Origin of the sequence: Kribbella sp. NPDC050820 (assembly GCF_040653975.1) — a bacterium.
GTDB lineage: Bacteria > Actinomycetota > Actinomycetes > Propionibacteriales > Kribbellaceae > Kribbella.
Genome location: NZ_JBFAHB010000088.1, coordinates 1 through 18303, shown reverse-complemented (window position 1 = coordinate 18303; position 18303 = coordinate 1). Strand labels below are relative to the sequence as shown.

Annotated in this window: 20 protein-coding genes; 8 read left to right on the top strand and 12 right to left on the bottom strand. The window is 69.7% G+C overall.

What is annotated here, in order from left to right; genetic code table 11:
• The first annotated feature begins 77 nt into the window (after positions 1–77).
• From AB0H36_RS41960 to AB0H36_RS41950, 3 genes are read left to right on the top strand one after another with little or no spacing between them, the layout of a single operon-like run.
• Positions 78–671 (top strand): dihydrofolate reductase family protein, encoded by a 594-nt coding sequence (locus tag AB0H36_RS41960; protein ID WP_360536614.1) that lies wholly within the window; start codon positions 78–80, stop codon positions 669–671.
• A complete protein-coding gene (locus AB0H36_RS41955; RefSeq protein ID WP_360536612.1) occupies positions 668–1606 on the top strand; it encodes an NAD(P)-dependent oxidoreductase in 939 nt (312 codons plus the stop codon). Before AB0H36_RS41960 ends, AB0H36_RS41955 begins: the two co-directional genes overlap by 4 nt.
• 12 nt (positions 1607–1618) lie before the next feature.
• Positions 1619–2002 carry a PPOX class F420-dependent oxidoreductase gene (locus AB0H36_RS41950; RefSeq protein ID WP_360536610.1) on the top strand — a complete coding sequence of 128 codons (384 nt, stop codon included), beginning with the start codon at positions 1619–1621 and terminating at the stop codon, positions 2000–2002.
• A 4-nt stretch (positions 2003–2006) separates the two neighbouring features.
• Here AB0H36_RS41950 and AB0H36_RS41945 read toward each other — a convergent pair whose 3' ends face one another.
• Entirely contained in the window at positions 2007–3014 is a 1008-nt protein-coding gene (locus AB0H36_RS41945) for a sugar phosphate isomerase/epimerase family protein (RefSeq protein ID WP_360536608.1), read from the bottom strand.
• Positions 3015–3025: 11 nt separating this feature from the next.
• A complete protein-coding gene (locus AB0H36_RS41940; protein ID WP_360536606.1) occupies positions 3026–4120 on the bottom strand; it encodes a Gfo/Idh/MocA family oxidoreductase in 1095 nt (364 codons plus the stop codon).
• A gap of 74 nt (positions 4121–4194) precedes the next feature.
• Between AB0H36_RS41940 and AB0H36_RS41935 the strand changes: the two genes are divergently transcribed.
• Positions 4195–5322, top strand: coding sequence for an ROK family transcriptional regulator (locus AB0H36_RS41935; RefSeq protein ID WP_360536604.1), 1128 nt, complete (start codon positions 4195–4197; stop codon positions 5320–5322).
• Here AB0H36_RS41935 and AB0H36_RS41930 read toward each other — a convergent pair.
• The 3 genes from AB0H36_RS41930 to AB0H36_RS41920 are packed head-to-tail and all read right to left on the bottom strand — an operon-like array spanning position 5298 to position 8010.
• Positions 5298–6203: an aminoglycoside phosphotransferase family protein gene (locus AB0H36_RS41930; RefSeq protein WP_360536602.1), complete on the bottom strand. Its 906-nt coding sequence runs from the start codon at positions 6201–6203 to the stop codon at positions 5298–5300. The genes AB0H36_RS41935 and AB0H36_RS41930 overlap by 25 nt on opposite strands.
• Positions 6200–7201 (bottom strand): NAD(P)H-dependent glycerol-3-phosphate dehydrogenase, encoded by a 1002-nt coding sequence (locus AB0H36_RS41925; RefSeq protein ID WP_360536600.1) that lies wholly within the window; start codon positions 7199–7201, stop codon positions 6200–6202. The genes AB0H36_RS41930 and AB0H36_RS41925 overlap by 4 nt, the downstream gene beginning before the upstream one ends.
• Positions 7198–8010 (bottom strand): lysophospholipid acyltransferase family protein, encoded by an 813-nt coding sequence (locus AB0H36_RS41920; protein WP_360536598.1) that lies wholly within the window; start codon positions 8008–8010, stop codon positions 7198–7200. Before AB0H36_RS41920 ends, AB0H36_RS41925 begins: the two co-directional genes overlap by 4 nt.
• A 16-nt stretch (positions 8011–8026) precedes the next feature.
• On the opposite strand from AB0H36_RS41920, the gene cofC reads away from it, so the two are divergent.
• Both cofC and AB0H36_RS41910 read left to right on the top strand, forming a co-directional pair.
• Positions 8027–8698, top strand: a complete 672-nt coding sequence (cofC, locus tag AB0H36_RS41915; protein ID WP_360536596.1) for a 2-phospho-L-lactate guanylyltransferase — start codon at positions 8027–8029, stop codon at positions 8696–8698.
• Between the two features lies 1 nt (position 8699).
• Positions 8700–8906 (top strand): hypothetical protein, encoded by a 207-nt coding sequence (locus tag AB0H36_RS41910; RefSeq protein WP_360536594.1) that lies wholly within the window; start codon positions 8700–8702, stop codon positions 8904–8906.
• A 95-nt stretch (positions 8907–9001) separates the two neighbouring features.
• Here AB0H36_RS41910 and AB0H36_RS41905 read toward each other — a convergent pair whose 3' ends face one another.
• The 5 genes from AB0H36_RS41905 to leuC all read right to left on the bottom strand — a co-directional run bounded on the left by AB0H36_RS41905 (position 9002) and on the right by leuC (position 13477).
• On the bottom strand, positions 9002–9574 hold the full coding sequence (locus AB0H36_RS41905) for an HU family DNA-binding protein (protein WP_360536592.1): 573 nt from the start codon (positions 9572–9574) through the stop codon (positions 9002–9004).
• Positions 9575–9788: 214 nt separating this feature from the next.
• Positions 9789–9974, bottom strand: coding sequence for a hypothetical protein (locus tag AB0H36_RS41900; protein WP_360536590.1), 186 nt, complete (start codon positions 9972–9974; stop codon positions 9789–9791).
• A gap of 61 nt (positions 9975–10035) precedes the next feature.
• The gene (gene corA / locus AB0H36_RS41895) at positions 10036–11178 is read right to left on the bottom strand and encodes a magnesium/cobalt transporter CorA (RefSeq protein ID WP_360536588.1); all 1143 of its coding nucleotides are present in this window, start codon (positions 11176–11178) and stop codon (positions 10036–10038) included.
• Positions 11179–11433: 255 nt separating this feature from the next.
• Positions 11434–12033, bottom strand: a complete 600-nt coding sequence (leuD, locus tag AB0H36_RS41890; RefSeq protein ID WP_360536586.1) for a 3-isopropylmalate dehydratase small subunit — start codon at positions 12031–12033, stop codon at positions 11434–11436.
• A 13-nt stretch (positions 12034–12046) separates the two neighbouring features.
• Positions 12047–13477 carry a 3-isopropylmalate dehydratase large subunit gene (gene leuC, locus AB0H36_RS41885; RefSeq protein WP_360536584.1) on the bottom strand — a complete coding sequence of 477 codons (1431 nt, stop codon included), beginning with the start codon at positions 13475–13477 and terminating at the stop codon, positions 12047–12049.
• Between the two features lie 110 nt (positions 13478–13587).
• Between leuC and AB0H36_RS41880 the strand changes: the two genes are divergently transcribed.
• The gene (locus AB0H36_RS41880; protein WP_012922430.1) at positions 13588–14307 is read left to right on the top strand and encodes an IclR family transcriptional regulator; all 720 of its coding nucleotides are present in this window, start codon (positions 13588–13590) and stop codon (positions 14305–14307) included.
• Here the strand turns inward: AB0H36_RS41880 and AB0H36_RS41875 are convergent.
• Positions 14299–14808: a 2'-5' RNA ligase family protein gene (locus AB0H36_RS41875; RefSeq protein WP_360536582.1), complete on the bottom strand. Its 510-nt coding sequence runs from the start codon at positions 14806–14808 to the stop codon at positions 14299–14301. The two genes, AB0H36_RS41880 and AB0H36_RS41875, sit on opposite strands and share 9 nt — an antisense overlap.
• Positions 14809–14879: 71 nt before the next feature.
• Here AB0H36_RS41875 and AB0H36_RS41870 point away from each other — a divergent pair, with 71 nt between their 5' ends.
• A complete protein-coding gene (locus AB0H36_RS41870; RefSeq protein WP_360536580.1) occupies positions 14880–15455 on the top strand; it encodes a DUF308 domain-containing protein in 576 nt (191 codons plus the stop codon).
• Between the two features lie 10 nt (positions 15456–15465).
• On the opposite strand, the gene AB0H36_RS41865 is transcribed toward AB0H36_RS41870, so the two are convergent.
• Positions 15466–18237, bottom strand: coding sequence for a LuxR C-terminal-related transcriptional regulator (locus AB0H36_RS41865; protein ID WP_360536578.1), 2772 nt, complete (start codon positions 18235–18237; stop codon positions 15466–15468).
• Positions 18238–18303 lie beyond the last annotated feature (66 nt).

Genomic DNA, 18303 nt, shown 5'->3' with positions numbered 1-18303 from the left:
AGTTGGGGTTCCCTTACGGAACTCTAACTGCTACGGTCGTGGAGTCTCTTCAAGGAACCCCAAACCGGAGGACGGCGATGAGCAAGGTCTTCAGCGCACTATCGGTCTCGGTCGACGGCTACATCACCGGTCGTGACCCGCGACCAGGACACGGGCTCGGCGACGGCGGGATGCTCTTCGACTGGTACTTCGACGGCGACACCGCCAGCCAGGTGATGGACGGCTTCAAGCTCAGCGAGCCGAGCGCCCGGCTCTTCGACACCCTCGCCGCCCGGGTCGGCGCCTCCCTCGCCGGGCGCAACACGTACGACGACTCCGAAAACTTCGGCGGCGGCAGCCCGCACCCGACGGCGCCGCTCGTCGTCGTCACCCATCGGCCGGCGCCGGAGGCGAGCGACCGCCAGACGATCGTCACCACCGGGATCGAGGACGCGGTCGCGGCCGCCAAGAAGGTTGCCGGCGACAAGGATGTCGCGCTGATGGGCGGCGGCGTCGTGACCGCTGCCCTGCAGGCCGGCCTGGTCGACGAACTGGTCCTCCACCAGGTGCCGATCCTGCTCGGCGGCGGCCGCCCGTACTTCCAGGACCTGCCCGACCACATCCGGCTGCGTCTGATCGACGTCGTACCGGCGCCGGGCGTGACCCACCTGCACTACGAGGTGCAGCGATGATCCTCGTCACCGGCGGCCTCGGGATGATCGGCGCGCACACCGCTCAGGCGTTGCTCGACCTCGGCGAGGAGGTTGTCGTCACCAGCCACCACAGCGTAGACGTCCCGTCCTTCCTGGCCGGCCGAGTCATCGTCGAACAGCTGGATGTCACCGATCGCGATGCGTTCCTCGACCTCGGCAAGCGCCACGAGATCACCGGAATCGTGCACCTCGCGGCCCCGCGTCCGTCGTTCGCGCCCTCCCCCACGGGCGCGTCGATCGCCGATCCTGTCGAGTTCCTGCGCAGCAACACGACCGGCCTCTACAACGCCCTCGAAGCCGCTCGCGCGTGGCAGGTACGGCGGTTCGCGGTCGCCAGCAGCATCGGTCTGTACATCGGCCGCCCGGAGTCCAGCTGGCATGAGGAACTCGCGCTGCCGGCGATGACGCTCGACAACCCGATCCTGGCTTTCAAGGAGGCGGCCGAGCCGCTCACCCAACAGGCATTGGCGGGCAGCGCCGTACAGCCTGTCATCCTGCGGCTCGGAACCATCTGGGGCCCGCTGGGCGACCCGACGTCGCCGTTTTATCCGATCCCCTCGCTCATCACCGCTGTTGTCCGCGGAGGCGAGCGGCCGCAGGTGTACGGCGACGACGGTGGCGACCGCTGCTACGTGCCGGACGCGGGCCGGGCGATCGCGCTCCTCATGACCGTCCCGACCCTGAACCACGACACCTACAACGTGTCCAGCGGCCGTCCGGTCGCCAATCACGAGTTCGCCACCGCACTCGAGGCCGCCGTACCGGGGGCACAGGTCCCGTTGACATCGGGCGGCCAACTTGAGCCGTACCTCGACATCACTCGGCTGACCGCCGACACCGGCTTCACGCCGCGCTTCGACACCGCCACCGCAGTCGCCGACTTCGTCGGCTGGCTCGGAACCAACCCTCGCTAGGAGCTGATTGCCATGCTGAACCCCGACGTACGCCGTGTGCTCGAGACGACTGCGGTCGGCCACCTGGCCACTGTGCTGCCCGACGGCGCGCCGCACTCCGTTCCGCTGTGGGTCATGCCGGTGGGCGAGCGCATCGCGTTCCTCACCGGGCCGGACTCGCGGAAGGCCCGCAACCTGCGGCGCGATCCGCGAGTCGCCCTGTCGCTGACGCCGCTCGACAACCCGTTCGAGCCGGTGATCGTCCGCGGCCGCGTCGTCGAGTGGCTCGACGGCGACGCGGCCTGGGAACTCGTGGACCAGCTTGCGGCGAAGTACATCGGCCAGCCCTACCCGCGCGAGCAGGAGCGGGTCGTCGCCTTGATCGAGCCCGAGTGGCAGCAGTTCGGGATGCGCTGACGGCCTACTTGTCCGTCGAGAAGGCCGCGTCGAAGGCCGCCGCGGGCTTGTCGAAGGCGAGCGCCCGGATCACGTTGACGGCTTCGGCGGCGCCGACCTTGCGCTCCATCCCGGCGTCCTCCCACTCGACCGAGATCGGGCCGTCGTACCCGATGGAGTTCAGCACCCGGAAGCAGTCCTCCCACTTCACGTCGCCGTGACCGGTCGAGTAGAAGTCCCAGCCGCGCCGCGGGTCGCCCCACGGCAGGTGCGAGCCGAGCCGGCCGTTGCGGCCGCCGCCGACCCGCATCCGGGTGTCCTTGCAGTCGACGTGGTAGATCCGGTCCTTGAAGTCCCACAGGAACGCGACCGGGTCGATGTCCTGCCAAACCATGTGGCTCGGGTCCCAGTTCAGGCCGAACGCCTCGCGGTGGCCGATCGCCTCCAGGGTGAGCTGGGTGGTCCAGTAGTCGTAGGCGATCTCGGACGGGTGCACCTCGTGCGCGAACCGCACGCCGACCTCGTCGAAGACGTCCAGGATCGGGTTCCAGCGGTCGGCGAAGTCCTGGTAGCCGGCCGCGATCCGCTCGGCCGGCACCGGCGGGAACATCGCGACGTACTGCCAGATCGACGACCCGGTGAAGCCGATCACCGTGTTCACGCCGAGCTTGGCCGCGGCCCGCGCTGTGTTCTTCAGGTCCTCGGCGGCACGCTGCCGCACCCCTTCGGGATCGCCGTCGCCCCACACCCGCGACGGCACGATCGCCTGGTGCCGGAAGTCGATCGGGTCGTCGCAGACCGCCTGGCCGACCAGGTGGTTCGAGATCGCGAACACCTGCAGGTTGTACTTGGCCAGGATGTCGTGCCTCCCCTGGACGTAGGAGTCGTCCTCGACCGCCTGCTGGACGTCGAAGTGATCACCCGAGCAGGCGATCTCGACACCGTCGTACCCCGCTTCGGAGGCGAACTGGCAGACCTCCTCGAACGGCAGGTCGGCCCACTGACCGGTGAACAACGTGATCGGACGTGGCATCTGACTGGCTCCTAAGAGTTCTCGACGGTGATCCAGGCGCTGTCCGCGGCGGCCGACCGCAGCACGGCGTCGACCAGCCGGGCGGACCGCGCTCCGGCGGCGAAATCGGGCAGGCCGTCCGGGCGGTCACCCAGTACGGCGGCATAGCTGTCGGCGACGAAGCTGTCGAAAGCGTCCTGGTACCCCTGCACATGCCCGGCCGGAAGCCGGTTCACCCGCGCCGCGGGCGGGCTCAGCGTCTCGGGATCCCTGGTCAGCACCTGCGAGGCGGTACGGCGGCCGACCCACAGCCGGTCGGGGTCCTCCTGGTCGAAGCCGAAGCTCGACTCGGTCCCGGAGACCTCGAGGTAGAGGCGGTTCTTCCGGCCGGCCGCGACCTGGCTGACAACGATCGTGCCGACGACTCCGGCCTCGGTCCGGAACTGCGCGGTCGCAAGGTCCTCGGTGCGGACCTCGACGCCGCCACGGTTCGAGCGAACGGTCCGCAGCTGGGCGCTGATCGCGGCGATCCGGTCGCCGGTGACGAACTCGGTCAGGTCGCACCAGTGCGACCCGATGTCGGCAAAGGTCCGCGACGGGCCGCCGGCCTCGTCGTCCACCCGCCAGTTCTGGTCGTCCTCGCCCGCAAGCCAGTCCTGCAGGTACGACCCGTGCAGGCTGGTGATCACACCGGCCTCACCCTCGGCGATCCGGGTGCGGAGCTCGCGAACCATTGGGTGGTAGCGGTAGACGAACGGGACCGTCCCGACCCGCTCGGTCTCGAGGGCCGCGGCGTGCAGTCCGGCAGCGTCCTGGACCGAGGTCGCGAGCGGCTTCTCGCAGACCACGTGCTTGCCGGCTTCGAGCGCCTGCAGCGTCACCGGGAGGTGCGTGTTGTTCGGCGTACAGACATGGACCACGTCGATGTCGGCGGCGAGCAGCTCGTCGAGATCGGCGTACCCGCGATCGGCGCCGGTCGCCTCCGCGGCCGCCTCGGCGCGTTCGGGTGTCGATCCGATCGCGCCGACCACCTGGGCGCCAGCGACCAGCGCAGACCTGCCGTGGACGCGGCCCATGAAGCCGCCGCCGACGATCCCGACCCGGAGCTTGCGCGCACTGGTGGACACGCTGAAGGACGCTATGTGACACTTTTGAACCCTGTCAAGCAAAAGTCCACGGCCCTCCGACGGAAGTCCTGCGCATGAGTGATCTCGGTACGGCGGGAAGCGGCGCGGTCCTGCGCTTGCTGCTCGACGGGCAGCCGCGGACCCGCGCAGAGCTCATCGACCTCAGCGGACTCGCCCGGTCGACCGTGACCGGGCGGATCGAGGAGCTGGTCGCGGCCGGTCTCGTCGTACCGTCGGGTGAGGCCGCGTCGACCGGCGGGCGGCCGCCGGCCCGGTTCCGGTTCAACCCGGCCGCCCGGCTGATCCTGGCCGCGGACATCGGAGCGACGCACCTGTCGGTCGCCCTCACCGACCTGACCGGCGAGATCCTCGACCGGTCCACGATGCCGCTGAACATCGCGGAAGGGCCGGAGACGGTGCTCAGCGAGGTCGTGCGGATCAGCCGCGGCTTGCTGAAGTCGGCGCGGCGATCGGTCAAGGACCTCGCGGGTACGGGCGTCGGACTGCCAGGTCCCGTGGAGCACAGCACCGGGCGGCCGAACCACCCGCCGATCATGCCGGGCTGGGACTCGTACGACGTCGTCGGCCGGCTCGGCCGCGAGCTCGCCGGACCGGTGCTGGTCGACAACGACGTGAACATCATGGCGCTCGGCGAACACGCCTCCGAGTACGCCGACGTCGAGCACCTGCTGTTCGTGAAGGTGGCGACCGGGATCGGCGCCGGCGTGATCAGCGGTGGCCGGCTGCATCGGGGCGCGCAGGGAGCGGCCGGGGACATCGGCCACATCCAGGCACTCGATCACGACGAAGTCTGCCGCTGTGGGAACACTGGCTGCCTGGAGGCGGTCGCGTCGGCCGCAGCGATCGCCGCCCAGCTCGGAGTCAACAGCAGCCAGGACATCGTCAAGCTGGTCCGGGCCGGCGACACGGCTGCGACCGCAGCGGTTCGGCAAGCAGGCCGCGAGATCGGCACCGTGCTGGCGGCCTGCGTCAGCCTCTTGAACCCGTCAGTGATCGTGGTCGGCGGCTCACTGTCGCAGGCCGGTGACAGCCTGCTGGCCGGGATCCGGGAAGCGATCTATGCCAGATCGTTGCCCCTGGCCACCACCGACCTGCTCGTGGTCACCAGCCGGTCCGGCCAGGACGCTGCGCTCCGCGGCGCCGCGACACTCGTCCTTCAGCACCAACTCATGGCCAACTGATCCGCGAGGGCGTTGAGCCGCTTCAGCAACGGCCCACTCCGCGCACGGCCGTAGCCGTACCGCCTGCCGTGCAACGCGGCCTGCACAGCCTGCAGCTGCGCCCACAACCGAACACGTTCCGGATCGAGCTCGGCAGCTTCGGCAAACACCTCCAGCTCGCGCTGCAGCGCCTTCATCAGATCGTCGGACTCCATCAACGCGAGCGCCCGCGGCTTGAGGAACGTGGCGCCGTCGTACGCCGGATCACCCACGTAACCCTTGGGATCCACGGCCAGCCACGGCTCCCGGTCGGCGCGCAGGATGTTACGCGGATGGAAGTCGCCGTGGATGAGGATGTCCGGTTGGCCCCGGCCGAGCTCGTGGATGACGGCCACAGCCGCGTCGAGGACCGAGTCGGGCAGCGGATGCGTCAGTTCAGCGGCATCCTTGCGGAGCTCCGCTTCCCACTCGTCGGCACGGTCCTGCAGTCGCGGCAGGCCGACGGGTGCAGGCACCGCCAGCCGACGATGCAGCCGCCCCGCGTCCTCCGCGATGTTTGTGCCCTCGTTGAGCGTCGTCGGATGCACGCGTTCGAGCAGCAGCGCGAACCGGTCGTCGTCCCGCTCGTAGAGCCGGACCGCACCACGACCGTCCCAAGCGGCGAAGGCATCCGGCTCGTGCACGTTGCCGGGATGCGGGAACGACACCTTCAGCACGGCCGGTGCGGGCGCCAGGACGGGAACGACGACGCCGACCTGGCCATGCATCGCATCGCCGTCGACGGCGCAGTCCCACCGGGACAGCAGGTCCTCGATGATCCCCGGCAACCGTTCGAGCCAGGCTTCTCCGGCCTCGCCTTCGCGATCGACGGTCGCCCGGACGAAGGCCTCCGGGACGATCACCAGCGCTCGGACTTGGCCGACCGGGACACCAGGCTGAACAGCATGTCCTTCGGCGTCATCTCGCCGGCCACGACCTTGGTCACGTGTTCGGCGATCGGCATCTCGACGTCGTGGTGGTGGGCGAGCTCGGAGATCGACGCGCAGGACTTCACGCCCTCGGCGACCTGCCGGGTGGCGCCGGCGATCTCGGCGACGGTCATGCCCTGGCCGAGCTTCTCGCCGAAGGTCCGGTTCCGCGACAACGGCGACGAGCAGGTCGCGACCAGGTCGCCCAGCCCGGCCAGGCCGGAGAACGTGTGCTCCTGCGCGCCGAGCGCCGTACCCAGGCGGGCGATCTCGACCAGGCCGCGGGTGATCACCGACGCCCGGGCGTTGTCGCCGAAGCCGAGGCCGACCGCCATCCCGACGGCCAGGGCGATCACGTTCTTGGAGGCGCCGCCGAGCTCGCAGCCGATCACGTCGTTGTTCGTGTACGGGCGGAACGTCGGCGAGTGGCACAACTTCTGCAGCCGGGTCGCGGTGCCCTCGTCGGCACAGGCGACGACGGACGCGGCCGGCTGCCCTTCGGCGATCTCACGGGCCAGGTTCGGGCCGGAGACGACCGCGATCCGTTCCGGGCCGGCGCCGGTGAGCTCGGCGATCACCTCGCTCATCCGCTTCGTCGTACCGACCTCGACGCCCTTCATCAGGCTGACCAGCGGTACGGCGTTCGGCAGCACGCCGGCCCAGTCCTTCAGGTTGTCCCGCAGCGACTGACTCGGCACCGCGAGTACGACGGCCTCCGCGCCGGCCGCGGCCGCGGCCGGGTCGTGGGTCGCAGTGATCGAGTCCGGCAAACGGATCCCGGGCAGGTAGTCGGAGTTCTCGTGCTGGGTGTTGATCGCCTCGCAGAGCGACTCCCGCCGGCCCCAGATCGACACCTGGTTGCCGGCGTTGGCCAGCACCGTGGCGAACGCCGTACCCCAGGAGCCGGCCCCGAACACCGCAACCTTGGTCATGCCTTCTCCTCACCGTCGTCCTTGGCGTCCTTGGCATCCTCGGCACGCGCCTTGCGCAGGTCGTAGAGCTCCTTGGGCGGGATCTCGCCGCGCACCTCGCCGAGCGTGTCCGCGACCGCGCGCATGATCACCTCGGTTGCCTCGTGCAACAGCCCGTTGGTGATCGGCTTGCCCTCGAACGCGCTCAGGTCGACCGGTTTCCCGGCCCGCACCTTGATGGTCTTGCGCGGCAGCAGCCGGATCCGCAGCTTGCCGGTGTACGACTCCAGCACGTCCTGCGCTCCCCAGTTGGCGATCGGGACCACCGGACACCCGGTCATCAAGGCGATCCGGGCCGCGCCGGTCTTGCCGGTCATCGGCCACAGCTCCGGATCCCGGGTGATCGTGCCTTCGGGGTAGACGCCGACGCACTCGCCACGCTCGATCGCGGCGACCGCGTCCCGGAACGCGTCGGCCGCCTGGGCCGACTCCCGGTACACCGGGATCTGCCCGGCACTGGAGATGATCCGGCCGAGGACCGGGATCTTGAAGACCGAGGCCTTGCCCAGGAACCGCGGGATCCGCCGGCACTCCCAGATGAAGAACCCGAGCACCAGCGGGTCGAAGTGCGAGATGTGGTTCGGCGCGAACACCACGCCGCCGGACCGCGGCATGTTCTCCCGGCCGCTGAAGTCCGGCTTGGTGAAGGCCAGCATGAACGGCTTGACGATCGCGACCACCAGCCCGAACCAGAACCCCCGGCGCGGCCTGGGGTCACTCTGCCGGCTGTCCACTCCTGCCTCCTGCTGCTCGTCACTGCCATCCGTCATGGGAGAATCCTGCCTGATGGCAGACCTACAGGTCGCTCCCTGGACCCTGGCGATCCCGGTGAAGCGTACGGCGATCGCGAAGAGCCGGCTCGCTGCGGCCTACCCCCAGCACCGGCCCGAGCTCGCCCGCGCCTTTGCTGTCGACACTACTGCGGCCGCCCTCGCATCTCCCCTGGTCCGCGCCGTCCTGGTCGTCACCGACGACCCGGTCGTCGCCGCGGACGTCACCGCGGTGGGCGCGCTGGCTGTGCCGGACCTTCCGTCCGCGGGGCTGAACGAAGCCTTGCTGCACGGTGCCACGGTGGCCGCCGCCGAGTTCCCGGACCACGGGGTCGTTGCCCTCTCCGCAGACCTCCCGGCGCTGCGGCCGGCCGAGCTGACCGCCGTACTCGCGGCGTGTGTGGCGCCACGATCGTTCGTGGTCGACCTCCCCGGGACCGGTACGACGTTGCTCGCCGCAGCGCCCGGTGTCGCGCTGGATCCCCGCTTCGGCGCGGGTTCCGCACTAGCCCACCAACTGTCGGGCGCGGTCCCGATCGAGCTGCCCGGCATCGACTCGGTACGGCGTGACGTCGACACCGCAGCCGATCTGGCACACGCCGTACAACTCGGTGTGGGTCCGGCGACGGCCGACGTGATGTCGCTGGTGCTCGGTGCCGCCACCGGGACCGAGGGTCTAGCCTGCTGACATGCAGGGAACCGTGAGCCGTTACGACACCGAGAGTTTCGCCGGTGCGGTGCTGACCGACACCGGGATCGAGTTGCCCTTCACCGTGCACGCGGTGGCCGACACCCCGGTGCGCCACCTGCGGGTCGGCCAGCGGGTCCGGCTGCAGACCAGCGGATCCGGGGCCGGGCTGACTGTCACCAAGGTCGAATTCATCACCGAGCTCTGAAGGTTGCCCGAGGCATCCTGAACACGGCGAAGGCCGGTCGCCCCTGGAGAGGGTGACCGGCCTTCGCTGGTGTTGCGGTGCTGCAGTGCTGAAGGTCAGCGAGAAGCTGCGCGCTTCGCCGGAGCCTTCTTGGCGGGGGCCTTCTTGGCCGGCGCCTTCTTGGCAACGGTCTTGGCCGGGGCCTTCTTCGCCGGCGCCTTCTTCGCGACGGTCTTGGCCGGGGCCTTCTTCGCCGGGGCCTTCTTGGCCACCGTCTTCTTGGCGGCGGTCTTTGTCGCTGCTGCGGTCTTGGTCGCTGCGGCCTTCGCCGGGGCGGCCTTCTTGGCCGGCGCGGCTGCCCTGGTGGCGGTCGCGGTGGCCTTCGGCACAACCAGCTTCGGCAGCTTCTTCGCGCCGGAGACAACGGCCTTCAGCTCCGCACCGGCGCGGAACTTCGGAACCGTGGTCTTCTTGGCGCGCTTGGTCTCACCGGTCCGCGGGTTGCGCACGATGCGCGCCCCACGCTCGATGGCCTCGAAGGCACCGAAACCGGTGATGGCGACCTTGCCACCCTTCTTGGTCAGCTCGCGCTCGATGGTGTCGATGACCGACTCCAACGCATGCTGGGCCTGGCGGCGGTTTCCGTCGAAGTGCACTGCGAGCGCTTCGACCAACTGGCTCTTGTTCACTGCTTCCCTCCGTGAACACTAGGCGTCGAGCACAGCGCTCGATCTCACGTGAACGTTATGGACTCAACACGCCGTTCACAAACACCAACGCGGCAATTCGGCCTTGTTTTGGGCGATTCGTGCCACAATTTCGCCCGATTCGGCCTTCTGGAGGTCTCCGAATCCCTGCTGAGCAACGATCCGATGCCCAAGGGTGACGGCTTCGCAGGCCCCTTCAGTGACGCTTTCCCCGCAAGGTTCGCAGCCCCGACTGGGCTGTGTCGAGGCCTCGCGTCACCGCCGACTCACCTTTGCGGGCCCGCAACTCCTCGGCCACCTTGCCCAGCAGATAGTCCAGCAACGGTACGGCGATCGCCACGATCGCCCACATGATCAGCTTTCGCCGCAGGAACAGCCACATGGTCGGCCTCCAAGGTCCGCAGGGTGTCTGAAGACTAGTGCCCTGGGCGGGCACGGATCATTCAGAGCCAGCCGCGGCGCTTGAAGATCTGGTGCAGACCCCCACACACCAACGCCATCAGGCCGATCGCGAACGGGTAGCCGTACTGCCAGTGCAGCTCGGGCATGCTGTCGAAGTTCATCCCGTAGACGGTGCCGATCAGGGTCGGGGCGAACAGGATCGCCGCCCACGCGGAGATCCGCTTCACCTCTTCGTTCTGCTCGCTGCTGGCGATCGCGAGGCTCTTCATCTCCTCGTTCTGCTGCTGGGCGACCAGCGTCGCGTTCACGGTCAGGATGTCGCGGAGCAGCTCGCGGAACCCGTCGACCTTCTCCACCACCTCGGTGACGTGGTCGGCCACGTCCCGCAGCGACCGCTGCAGCTCCTCGTCCACGCCGTACTTCTCGAAGCCGCCGCGCAGGGACTCGAGCATGCCGACCAGTGGCCGGGTCGCACGCTGGAACTCGATCACCTCACGGGACAGCTCGTAGATGCGCCGCGACACCTTCGGGTCGCCGCGGAACACCTCGGTCTCGATCTCGTCGATGTCGTTCTCCAGGCCGGCCACCACGGGCGCGTAGCCGTCGACGACCTTGTCCATGATCGCGTAGAGGACCGCCTCGGTGCCGCGCTGCAGCAATTCGGGGTCGCGTTCGACGCGGCGCCGTACCGCGGCCAGATTGGGCGCCTCGGCGTGTCGGACCGTCACCACGAAGTCCGGGCCGACGAACACATGCACCTCGCCGAACTCGACCTCCTCGGTCGCGTCCCGGTAGCGAGCAGCCTTCAGTACGACGAACAACGTGTCGCCGTACCGCTCCAGCTTCGGGCGCTGGTGGGCCTCGTTGGCGTCCTCGATGGCCAGCTCGTGCAGATCGAACTCCTGGGCCAGGGAGTCGAGCTCGCGCCGGTCCGGACGGTAAAGGCCGATCCAGGCCAGGCTCTGCGGCGCCTTGTGCAGCACGCGGTAGGTCTCGGCCAGCGAGTCCGGCGACGCGACCCGGTTGCCGTCGCAGTAGATCGCGCTGTCGACGACGCTGTGCCCCTTGGGCTTCGGCGTGGTGTCGCGGATCTGCAGCTCGGCGGGCTCCGGCGCGGGACGGCGGGGAGCACGGAAGGGGGTGCGGCCGAAGGCGCGCAGCGGACGGATACGAAGGTCGGACATGAGTCCCCCAGATGCGGTGGCGCGGGTGTATGGGCACACGTCTGCCCGACCCCGCGGCACCCAGGCCGCATCAGAAGAAGAGGAATCAGCCCCTGGAAGGTCGAGCGAGATCGGTATGTCTGGAGGGATCGCTGTTCATGAGCGCCTCACCTCCCGGATCTCGCAAGCCTTGTTCTGACAACCACGCAAGGGTAACACCAGAGTTATCGCCGCCGATGTGCTGCGTGTTACGGCGGCGACAACTCTGCGCGCGTTCTACGCCTTGGCAGGCAGCGTGGCCGGCTTGAAGCTCGGCCGGGTCGCCTCGTAGGCGGCGATGTCGGACGCGTGCGACAGCGTGATGCCGACGTCGTCCAGGCCGTTCAGCAGCCGGTAGCGGGTGTAGTCGTCGATCTCGAACGGCGCGGACACGTCACCGGCCGAGATCGTCTTGTTCTCCAGGTCCACCGTGACCTTGGTGCCCGGGTCGGCCTCGATCGTGGTCCACAGCTGCTCCACGACGTCCTGCGTCACCAGGGCCGCGAGCAGCCCGGCCTTGCCCGAGTTGCCGCGGAAGATATCGCCGAAGCGCGACGACACCACGACCCGGAACCCGTAGTCCATCAGCGCCCAGACCGCGTGCTCCCGGGACGACCCGGTGCCGAAGTCCGGACCGGCCACGAGCACCGAGACCCCGTCGTACTCGGGCTGGTTCAGGACGAAGGTGGGGTCGTTGCGCCAGGCCGCGAACAGCCCGTCCTCGAAGCCGGTCCGGGTGACCCGCTTCAGGTAGACGGCCGGGATGATCTGGTCGGTGTCCACGTTGCTGCGGCGCAGCGGGGCCGCCGTACCGATGTGCTGGGTGAAGGCTTCCATCTCTCTGCTCTCCTCAGACGTTCTCGGGTACGGCGACGTCCAGCGGCTCCAGGTCCGCCGGGGCCGCGAGGGTTCCGGTGACCGCGGTCGCGGCGGCGACCAGCGGCGAGACCAGGTGGGTGCGACCGCCCTTGCCCTGGCGGCCTTCGAAGTTCCGGTTCGAGGTGGAGGCGCTGCGCTCGCCGGGGGCCAGCTGGTCCGGGTTCATGCCCAGGCACATCGAGCAGCCCGCGCCCCGCCACTCCGCACCGGCTTCCTTGAAGATCCGGTCCAGGCCCTCGGCCTCGGCCTGCAGCCGGACCCGGCCGGAGCCCGGGACCACCAGCATCCGGGTGCCGTCGGCAACCTTCCGGCCGGCCAGCACGCCGGCCGCGGCCCGCAGGTCCTCGATCCGGCCGTTGGTGCAGGACCCCAGGAACACCGTGTCCACGTGGATCTCGCGCATCGGCGTCCCGGCGGTCAGGCCCATGTACTCCAGCGCCCGCTCGGCGGCGCGCTTGTCGTTGTCGTTGTCGAAGTCGTCCGGCGACGGCACGTTCTCCGACAGCGGGATGCCCTGGCCCGGGTTGGTGCCCCAGGTGACGAACGGCGTGATGTCCTCGGCGCGCAGCACGACCTCGCGGTCGAAGGTGGCGTCGTCGTCGGTGGCGAGGCTCTTCCAGTACTCGACCGCGGCCTCCCAGTCCACGCCCTGCGGCGCGTGCGGCTTGTCCTGCAGGTAGGCGAACGTGGTCTCGTCCGGCGCGATCATGCCGGCCTTGGCGCCCCACTCGATCGACATGTTGCAGATCGTCATCCGGGCTTCCATGCTCAGCGCGCGGATCGCCTCGCCGCGGTACTCGACGATGTAGCCCTGGCCGCCGCCGGTGCCGACCTTCGCGATCAGCGCCAGCACCAGGTCCTTGGCCGAGACGCCGTCGGGCAGTACGCCGTCGACCGTGACGGCCATCGTCTTGGGCCGGGCCTGCATCAGGGTCTGGGTGGCCAGCACGTGCTCGACCTCGCTGGTGCCGATGCCGAAGGCAATCGCGCCGAACGCGCCGTGGGTGGAGGTGTGGCTGTCACCGCAGACCACGGTCATCCCGGGCTGGGTCAGGCCGAGCTGCGGGCCGATCACGTGCACGACGCCCTGGTCCGGGTCGCCGAGGGTGTGGATCCGGATCCCGAACTCCTCGGCGTTCCTGCGCAGCGTGTCCACCTGGGTCCGCGACACCGGGTCGGCGATCGGCTTGTCCACGTCGAAGGTCGGGACGTTGTGGTCCTCGGTGGCGATGGTCAGGTCCGGGCGGCGGACCTGCCGGCCGGCCAGCCGGAGCCCGTCGAACGCCTGCGGGCTGGTCACCTCGTGCACCAGGTGGAGGTCGATGTAGAGGAGGTCGGGTTCTCCGTCGGCATGGCGCACGACGTGCGCATCCCAGACCTTTTCCGACAACGTCCTACCCATCAGACTCTCCTTTGAGATGTGTGTGGTGCAGTGCCTTATCGCTCACAGTGCTCTGAACTGGGTCACGGAAGCGACTTGCGTTCCACGATTCGAGACGGCAATATCGTCTCATGGACAACTCTAGCGGAGTCGGCGTTCTCGACAAAGCAGCCCTCGTTCTGTCCGCGCTCGAGTCCGGGCCGGCGACCCTGGCCGGACTGGTCGCGGCCACCGGTCTGGCCCGCCCGACCGCGCACCGGCTCGCGGTGGCGCTCGAGCACCACCGCCTGGTCGGAAGGGACATGCAGGGACGGTTCGTGCTCGGTCCGCGACTGAGCGAGTTGGCCTCCGCCGCCGGAGAGGACCGGCTGCTGGCGACAGCCGGCCCGGTGCTGGCGCGACTCCGCGACATCACCGGTGAGTCGGCGCAGCTCTTCCGCCGACAAGGCGAGTACCGCGTCTGCGTGGCTGCGGCCGAGCGTCCGTCCGGCCTGCGCGACACCGTGCCGGTCGGCAGCCAGCTGACCATGGCAGCCGGGTCGGCCGCTCAAATACTGCTTGCCTGGGAGGACCCGGAGCGGATGCACCGCGGCCTCCACAACGCGACCTTCAACGCTGCCGCACTGGCCGGCGTACGGCGTCGCGGATGGGCGCACTCGGTCGGTGAGCGCGAGCAGGGCGTCGCGTCGGTGTCGGCTCCGGTCCGCTCCCCCAGCGGCAAGGTGATCGCCGCAGTCTCCGTCTCCGGCCCGATCGAGCGCTTGTCCCGCCAGCCCGGCCGCATGCACGCCCCAGCCGTCATGGCCGCGGCCGAGCGCCTCTCGGAGGCTCTGCGTCGCGCGTCAGAGTAGCCAGACCTGACCCGTTCCGCTGTCGATCAGTGCGGCGTGATCCGCGGTCGCCTCGAGCGGCAGGACGTCGTACACGGCTGCTGCGAGGATCGGTAGCGACACCAGTGGAACGCGCGGCGCGAGGGTGCAATGCGGCACCCAGCGCCCTGGTTCGTAGTGGCGGTGGAGATCGGCACCGGTCTCCCTGACCGCCGAGACTGCTTTCTCCTGCAGCTCCAGCACGTCGACGCCTACCGCCGGCACCAGCCATGCCCGGCCGCGCCGGAACGTCCCGAGCGCGTCGAAGTACAGACCGACAGGCCCGTCCATCAAGGGCTGCACGGCCTGCGTCACCTTCTCCTGGTCCCACTCCCGCAGCACCGCGAGGGACAGGTGCGGCACGTGCCGCCCGTGCGTGTGCGACTTCAGCGTCGGTACGCCGCGATCCTCCAACCGGTCCCACAACGCCCGCAGGATCCGGTCGGTGCGTCGATCGAACAGGAGGCACACCGCCAGCGCCATACCGGCACAGTACGCCCGGGGCGTTGTGCGTCGCCGGTTGCGCGGTCACGATGGGCTTGGGAGGTGGGGACATGGAGCGTGAGTGGCTCACGATCGGCTGGAGGTCCTTGGTCATCCGCGGTGCGATCGGTGTCGTGTTCGGCATTCTGGCGATCGTCTGGCCGATCGAGACCGCGATCGCGCTGGCACTGCTGTGGGGCTTCTGGGCCCTGATGGACGGCATCGGTTCGCTGGTCCAGGCGTTCCGGCCGGAGTCGAAGGGCAGCAGCCGGGTCTGGCTGATCCTGCTCGGCGTGGTCGCCCTCGTCGCGGCGTTCTTCGCGATCTTCAGCCCGGGCGTGGCGGCGGTGACGCTGACCTGGATCCTCGGGATCTGGCTGATCGTGCGCGGCCTGTTCGAGGTGTTCGGCGCGTTCACCAGCAACCACGTGATGCCGCGCTGGCTGCTGATCCTGAACGCGGCGCTGTCGATCCTGATCGGCGTCCTGTTCGTCGCCAACCCGGGCGCCGCCGCGGTCGGCATCGCCGTCTTCCTCGGCTGCGTCGCCCTGCTCTGGGGAGTCGTCCTGATCGGAGCCGGCCTGGCCGTCCGCCACACCCACAGCGGCGGACCGGCCACCACAACCACCACCCCGTCCCCGGCCTGACCGCAACACCTCACGACTGCTGGGGTTTGTCGAGGCCAAGCCGAACGGCCACGGCAGCGGCCTGGACCCGGCTCTCGACGCCGAGCTTCTCCAGAATGTGCGTCACGTGGACGCTCGCGGTCTTGGGACTCATGTAGAGGGCATCGCCGATCTCCCGGTTGGTGCGGCCTCCGGCGAGCAGCGCAAGGACCTGCCGCTCCCGGTCCGTGAGCCCCTGCGGCGGCACCTCCGCCTTCGCTTGAACGGCGGCCGGGTCCGGTCGTCCCGTGTCGACGCGGGCGAGTCGTGCGAGTTTGTCGATCTGTTCGAGCAACGGAACCGCACCGAGACGTTCAGCGAGACGCCGCGCGCCGGTGAGTTGTTCGGCGGCGGTACCGCGGGCGGCAGCGCCCGGCGTACTGGCAAGGATCGCCTCGGCTGCGCGCAGGCGTGCCCGCGCCTCGTCGTGCGGCCGGCCGACCGCGGCCCACTCCGTTGCCGCGAGCAGCCATGGATCCGGATCGCCGGCGCCGGCCGCCCGGGATCGCTCACCGCTGATGACCGCGCTCATCGCGGCTCCGGTGCGGCCCGTCGTCGTCACATCGCCGAGCAACGCCACCAACTCTTCGAGCCGCTCGGGATCAGCGGCGCTCCCGGCCGCCTCGAGGCCGGCCGTCAGCAGGTCCGCCGCATCGTCAGGTCCGAGGAGATGGTCCGGCATCGTCCGTGCGGCCGACAGGACCACATCGAGCGCCTCGCCGGGGTGTCCGATGAGGAGCAGGAGCCTGGCGCGCGCCTCGCTGTACATGCCCAGGAACTGCGGTTGATCACGCTCGCCGAGTGCCGCAGCTTGTGCCTGCAGTTCCTCGGCAGCCGCCACGTCGCCACGCGCCACGTGAACCTGCTGCAGCGTGGACTGGACGAAGCCCAGGTCGGACGACTCCGTCGGGTCGGGCATCCAGTCGATCGCCTCGTCCCACCGACCCGCGTCGTAAAGCGCCTGGGCGACGTTGGCGTCCATGAGGTCCTCCAGCCAGTGCCGTCCCAGCATCAGCCGGCCGATCTCCCGCCGGACCAGCGCTGCGACCCGCGCGGCTCGGTCCGGGTCGCCGAGCCGCAGGTGGACGTCGGTCAGCACGACGCCGGCCAGGGCAAGATCCTCGGGCTCGGCCAGCGTGTACGCGATCGCAAGGGCTGTCTGAAAATGCCCGAGCGCCTCGGACACGCGGCCTTCGAGACTGGCCGGGACGCCGAGCATGCCGTGCACTATCCCGACCGTGCGGATGTCTCCGCACTTGGCGGCGAATTCGAGCGCGGTCCTCGCCGAGCCCAGCGCCTCCTCCCATCGCGAGCAGGTGCCGAGTGCCATCGCGCGGGCAGCGCATACGCGGGCCCACGTCGGTTCGTCGTCCGAAGATGTCAACTGCTCGGCGAGTTCGACGTCCCGCAGCGCCTGATCGGTGTGTCCCACAGTCGTTCCGAGCCAACTGCGGGCGAGGGCCGCCCGCACGACTTCGTCGTCTGTGTCGGACATGGACGCCAAGTCGCCGTCCAGCAGCGCCATGGCGCGATCAGTCTGGCCGACGGACGCCAGGTGAGTCGCCGCGGACACCAGCAGTGCCAACTTCTCACGTACGTCCGCTCGTACCTTCTGGGCCGAGTCCCAGATCGCCGCAGCGACGGCGTACCAATGACCGGCCTCCGCGATCGCGTACCCCTGCTCGGCTGCCACCGCGGCGCGCACCGACCAGACAAGCCCGTCGTCAGGGTCGTCCGCGCGCCGATACTGCTCGGCGACCTCGGCGACCTCGGCCGCGGTCGGCCGCGCTGGCAGAGCTGTCTCCAGGTGTCCGGCCATTCTGCTGTGCAGCTGTCGGCGATCGCGCGACAGCAGCCGTTCGTACGCGACCTCGGCCAGCACTGGGTGCCGAGCGGACGACCCACGGCCGGGATCGCGCAGCATGAGGCCGGCATCGCAGGCCCGCCAGACGGCGTCAGGGTCACCGGCGGCCGCGGCAAGCATCTCGTCGTCGGTCAGCGCGCGGCCAAGCGTCGCGGCGGCAGCGACCACCGTCCGCGCCTGCGCATCGACGGCGTCGAGCCTCGACGTCAGCACTTGGCGCAGTGACTCCGACGGACTCGCACCATCCCGAGCGAGCTCCGCGTTGAGATACGGGTTGCCCGCACTGCGTCCGTACACCGCGGCCACCAACTCTGCGGAGCACTCCGGCAACTGGCGGCTGGTCTCATCGAGTGTGAGTCGGCGAAGCGGCACCTCGGTGACGGACGGGCTGCGGACCTGCTCGCTCAGCCACCGTGCTCGCTCGGGATCGGTTTCCTCGTCCCGCCAGGTCAGCAGGACCAGCAGACCGGTAGCGGGCAGGTTGCGGCTCAGGTGCGCGATGAAGTCGAGCGTCGACACATCCGCCCAGTGCAGGTCCTCGACAACGAGTACTGCGCCGCTCTCGGCGATCTCCCCCACCGTGCGCAGCATCGACTCCGCGGCCCAGGCGCGTCCCGCCGCGAGCGAGGTGAACACCTCGCCGGCGGCGGCCTGGCCAACCCCGAGTGCCGCGTCCAGACCGCCGTACGCCACCGTGCCGGACAACGGCGCACACGCACCGCTCAGGATCCGCAGGCCGGCAGCGTCGGCATCCGCGACGGCGGCGCGAACCAGCGTCGTCTTCCCGATCCCGGCTTCACCGCGCACGACCGCAACAGCCGACGCCGCCCCCGGCAGCCGAGCCATCAAGCCTTCGATCAGCGCGAGCTCCCCCTCGCGCCCGACCATCGCGCCGCCCACCCCACCATCATGCGCCCGGCCGCGAGTGCCCTGAAACCAGTAAGCGCCTCACACCCGAGGGTGTGA